Consider the following 3832-nt stretch of genomic DNA (forward strand, 5'->3'; position numbering starts at 1 on the left):
AGCTTTTACTTCAATTTCTATTCCTTTTTCTTTGATTGCACCTATTGAATTAAGTCCACCACCAGCTATGACTCCAAAGTTATAGTTATCTACTTTTGCATTGTATACAAGTTCTCTTGGTTTTCCTATTTTGTAAATTGAAAATCCAATATTGTTTAGTCTTTCAAGCAACTGAACTGCATATTCACGTGATATATATGGAATCTCCTTTACGCTGGCCAATATTTTATTGGGACTGTTGATGTTGCTTATTGAAGTCAGTTTCTTTGATAGAAAGATTTTATGGGGGTCTATTGTTGTTCCGTTGTAGGATATCAAATCAATGAACAGCGGAGGTTCTGTCAGTTCAAGAACTCCTCCATATTTTGGAGTGCTCATTATTCCGTTGTTTATTAAAAGACCGTCGATACTTAGGCTGCAGATAGTAGCTATTCCTATTTTGTCATTGTCTGTCGGATGATCTATAAGTTTGTAATATGGATTGATGTATTTTGGATTGTTGTTGTAGGTTTCATCCATTATGCCCAATGCATCATCGAGCTGGCTTCTTTTGACATATGAAACGTTGGAAATTATATTTCCCTTTCTTTTTTCAACATCAAAATTGACCTGCTGTATTAAATTCCATGATTTTGACAATAGGAAAGGTATTTTTGGTTGTTTTGTTTCGATTGCAGGCATTAGGCTGTGATGTATGGTTGATGTGATTGGTGAGAGTGTATTGAAATCCTTGATTTCTTCAGCGATTTTAATGTCAATCTCTTGGCCCAATTCCTTAAGGGCACAAAACGGTGCAATTCCTCCGATTATGCAGATACCTACCATTCCGTCTGGAACAGGCAATCCGAGAATATCTTTTCCTTCATCTGAAATGCCTATTACTCCATTTATTCCGATTTTATTTAATTTGTTGATTATGTCAACGGTTTTTTGGCGGCTGACGCCTGGAATCAATCTGAAATTTGCAGGTATGATTCCGTTTCCTGTTCTTATGACATCAAGAACTGAAGTCAGACCTGAGTTTGTAAATGCGTCCAGAGGTGTTATTGAAGTTTTTCTGTAGGATATTATGTCAGTGAATTTGATAGGCCTTGAATCTTCAATCTGAAGCAATCCTCCATACTGAAGCTGTGATGCGATACCCTCATTCAAAAGTATTCCGTCGATTGTTGTTCCGCAGATGGTTGTCACTTCAATTTCATCATTGTTTTCAACCTTGTTTAAATGAACATAAGGACTAACAGAAAGGCCACTTTTAAAAATCTTTTCAAGTATATTAATCGATTCTTCATTATAAATGGTTGATGTATTGACAACTACATTTCCTTTTTGTTCCATATAGTTGAAGTCAGTTAAATAAATCATTTCTTCAAATTTTGAATGGATGAAATCAACCTGGTCATAAATCAATCCCTTTTCTAACTTTTCGCGACCCAAATCGGTAATCACTCTTCCGGAATATCCTCTTCTTTCGGTGTATCCCTTCTCATCCAAAATCTGCATGTGGTATCTAACTGCACGTTCGCCTAAATTGAAGCCCTTGTTTTTCAGTTCGTCGGCAATTAGCTTGGACCCTGTGGGCTTTTCCTGCACACTCAATATCCTTAGAATTTCAATCATTCGGTATTCTGATTCTGACATTAAAAAAGCTCCTTTTTTCAAATCTAATCATAATTAACATGGTTGGTTATCATCAGATTCAAAAAATAAAAAATAATATTTAGATGTCTAAATATTTTCTTTGTTCGTATCCGAATACTTGTACACGGTATTCGTCCCATTCCTTGTATTTGAGCTCTAGGAATTTTTGACTTACATGGTCTCCTAAAGCGTTCATTATGAGTGGGTCTTCTTCAAGTGAGTGATAAGCTTCCCATAAACTTGTTGGTAAAACTTTTATGCCTCTGGCTTGCCTTTCTTCTTCATCTAATTCATAAAGGTTTATTTCGGTAGGTTCGCCTGGGTCGATTTTGTTCACGATACCGTCTACACCTGCTTCAAGCATTACAGCAAAAGCGAGGTATGGGTTACATGCAGGGTCTGGAGCCCTATATTCGATACGTGTTGCTTTTCCACGTGCTGCAGGGATTCTTATTAATGTTGATCTGTTTTTGAAACCGTAAGCTCTATATACTGGAGCTTCATAACCTGGAATCAAACGTTTGTATGAATTTACGATTGGATTAGTGATTGCAGTTATTGCAGGTGCATGTTTTAATAGTCCTCCCATGAAATGCATTGCATCTTTGGAAAGGCCTGTTTCGGAATCAGGGTCTGAGAACAGGTTTTTGTCTCCTTTGAATACTGACTGGTGACAGTGCATTCCACTTCCGCTTACTCCGAAGAACGGTTTTGGCATGAATGTTACCCTGTAATCCAATTGATCAAAAGTAGCCATGTTGTCTACAATAGCCTTGATTGCTTGTTTAAATGTGATAACTGCATCTGCAGTTTTTAGCGCGTCTTTGAATTTGAATGCTATTTCGTTTTGACCTGGAGCCACTTCGTGGTGAGAAGCTTCCACTTCAAAGTCTAACTCTTCAAGGTTCAATGTTAGCTCTCTTCTGAAGTCAGGGCCTTTGTCCAATGGTTCCACATCAAAGTAACTGGCATCATCGTAAGGCATCGGATATCCGTTTTCATCGATGTCCACAATGAAAAATTCAGGTTCAGGTCCGATGTTGTATTGCAATCCTCTTTTTGCCAAATTAGCCAATGATTTTTTAAGGACACTTCTTGGATCTCCAGCAAACGGTTCTCCTTCTGCAGTCCATACGTCACAGATGAATCTGCATGTTGCGGACTCTTCAGGTCTCCAGGATAATCTGGAATATGTGTTGATATCTGGTTTTAAGATTAAGTCACTGTCATTGATTCCAACGAATCCTGCAATAGATGATCCATCAAACAGCATTCCTTCGTTGAATAGTTCGCTCATGTCATCTCCATTGAATGGGATGACAATATTTTTTACAGTTCCATTAATATCAACAAATTGTAAACGGATAAATTTGATATTATCCTCTTTCATTTGTTCTACTACTCTTTGCATTTTTTCTTCATTAATATCGCTCATAGAATCAATCCAATGTATTCAGAATGGAATTTAAAAAATAGTCGGAATATCCTTTCCTACTTTAAAAATATATCTTCTTTTTATTGTATATAAAACTTTTGAAAAACTAGCAATCTAAAATTTTTACTATAAATTGTTTAAAATTTCCTTTTTTTAATTGATAAAAAAATAGTAATTATAATTTTTATTATTATTTCGTTTAAAATATTATAAAAAAGGAAAGGAATTTTGATGGAATGTTTATAGTTCATTTATGGAAAATGATGCAAAGTCCAGAAGGTCAAATGTTAACAGTTTAGGTGCCACATTGACTTTTCCAATTCCTGTTATTATTTTATAGGCTTCCATTGCCTGAAGGCATCCAATCAGGTTTGGAGTAGGGCCTATAGCTGGAGGAACACCTGATGTCATGTTTTCTATTTCCTTGATTACCTCTTTTGTCAGTGGTCTTTCGTTTGACGGAAGGTTGAACATCTGTTCATAGCTTGGAGTATTTGCCAGAAAAACGGTAATCTGTCCTAGTGTTCCATGAATGGCGCCGTGGATAAATGGGATTTTTTTCTCACGTGCTTTTCTTGACACGAAAATTCTTGTCAGGATATTGTCCAGGGCATCAATCACTATATTGGAGTCTCCAATGATTTCATCAATGTTATCGTCACTGACATGCTCGCTTATTGCAGTTACCTTAACATGGGGATTTATCAGTCTGACGTTTTCACAGGCAACTCTGCTTTTGTCCTGATTTAGGGTGGA

General features: G+C 36.5%; 3 protein-coding genes. All 3 read right to left on the bottom strand.

Translation table 11 applies throughout. The features are described from left to right. Window positions 1–1641: NrpR regulatory domain-containing protein (locus tag UIB65_RS07450; RefSeq protein ID WP_330040655.1), on the bottom strand; the 1641-nt coding region annotated here is incomplete at its 3' end. 79 nt (window positions 1642–1720) lie between these two features. Beyond that, window positions 1721–3076 (bottom strand): glutamine synthetase beta-grasp domain-containing protein, encoded by a 1356-nt coding sequence (locus UIB65_RS07455; RefSeq protein ID WP_330040657.1) that lies wholly within the window; start codon window positions 3074–3076, stop codon window positions 1721–1723. A gap of 240 nt (window positions 3077–3316) precedes the next feature. Then, window positions 3317–3832, bottom strand: a 516-nt coding sequence (locus UIB65_RS07460; protein ID WP_330040659.1) for a ThiF family adenylyltransferase, incomplete at its 5' end; no start/stop codon positions are given.

Origin of the sequence: Methanobrevibacter sp. (assembly GCF_036307625.1) — an archaeon.
Lineage (GTDB): Archaea > Methanobacteriota > Methanobacteria > Methanobacteriales > Methanobacteriaceae > Methanocatella.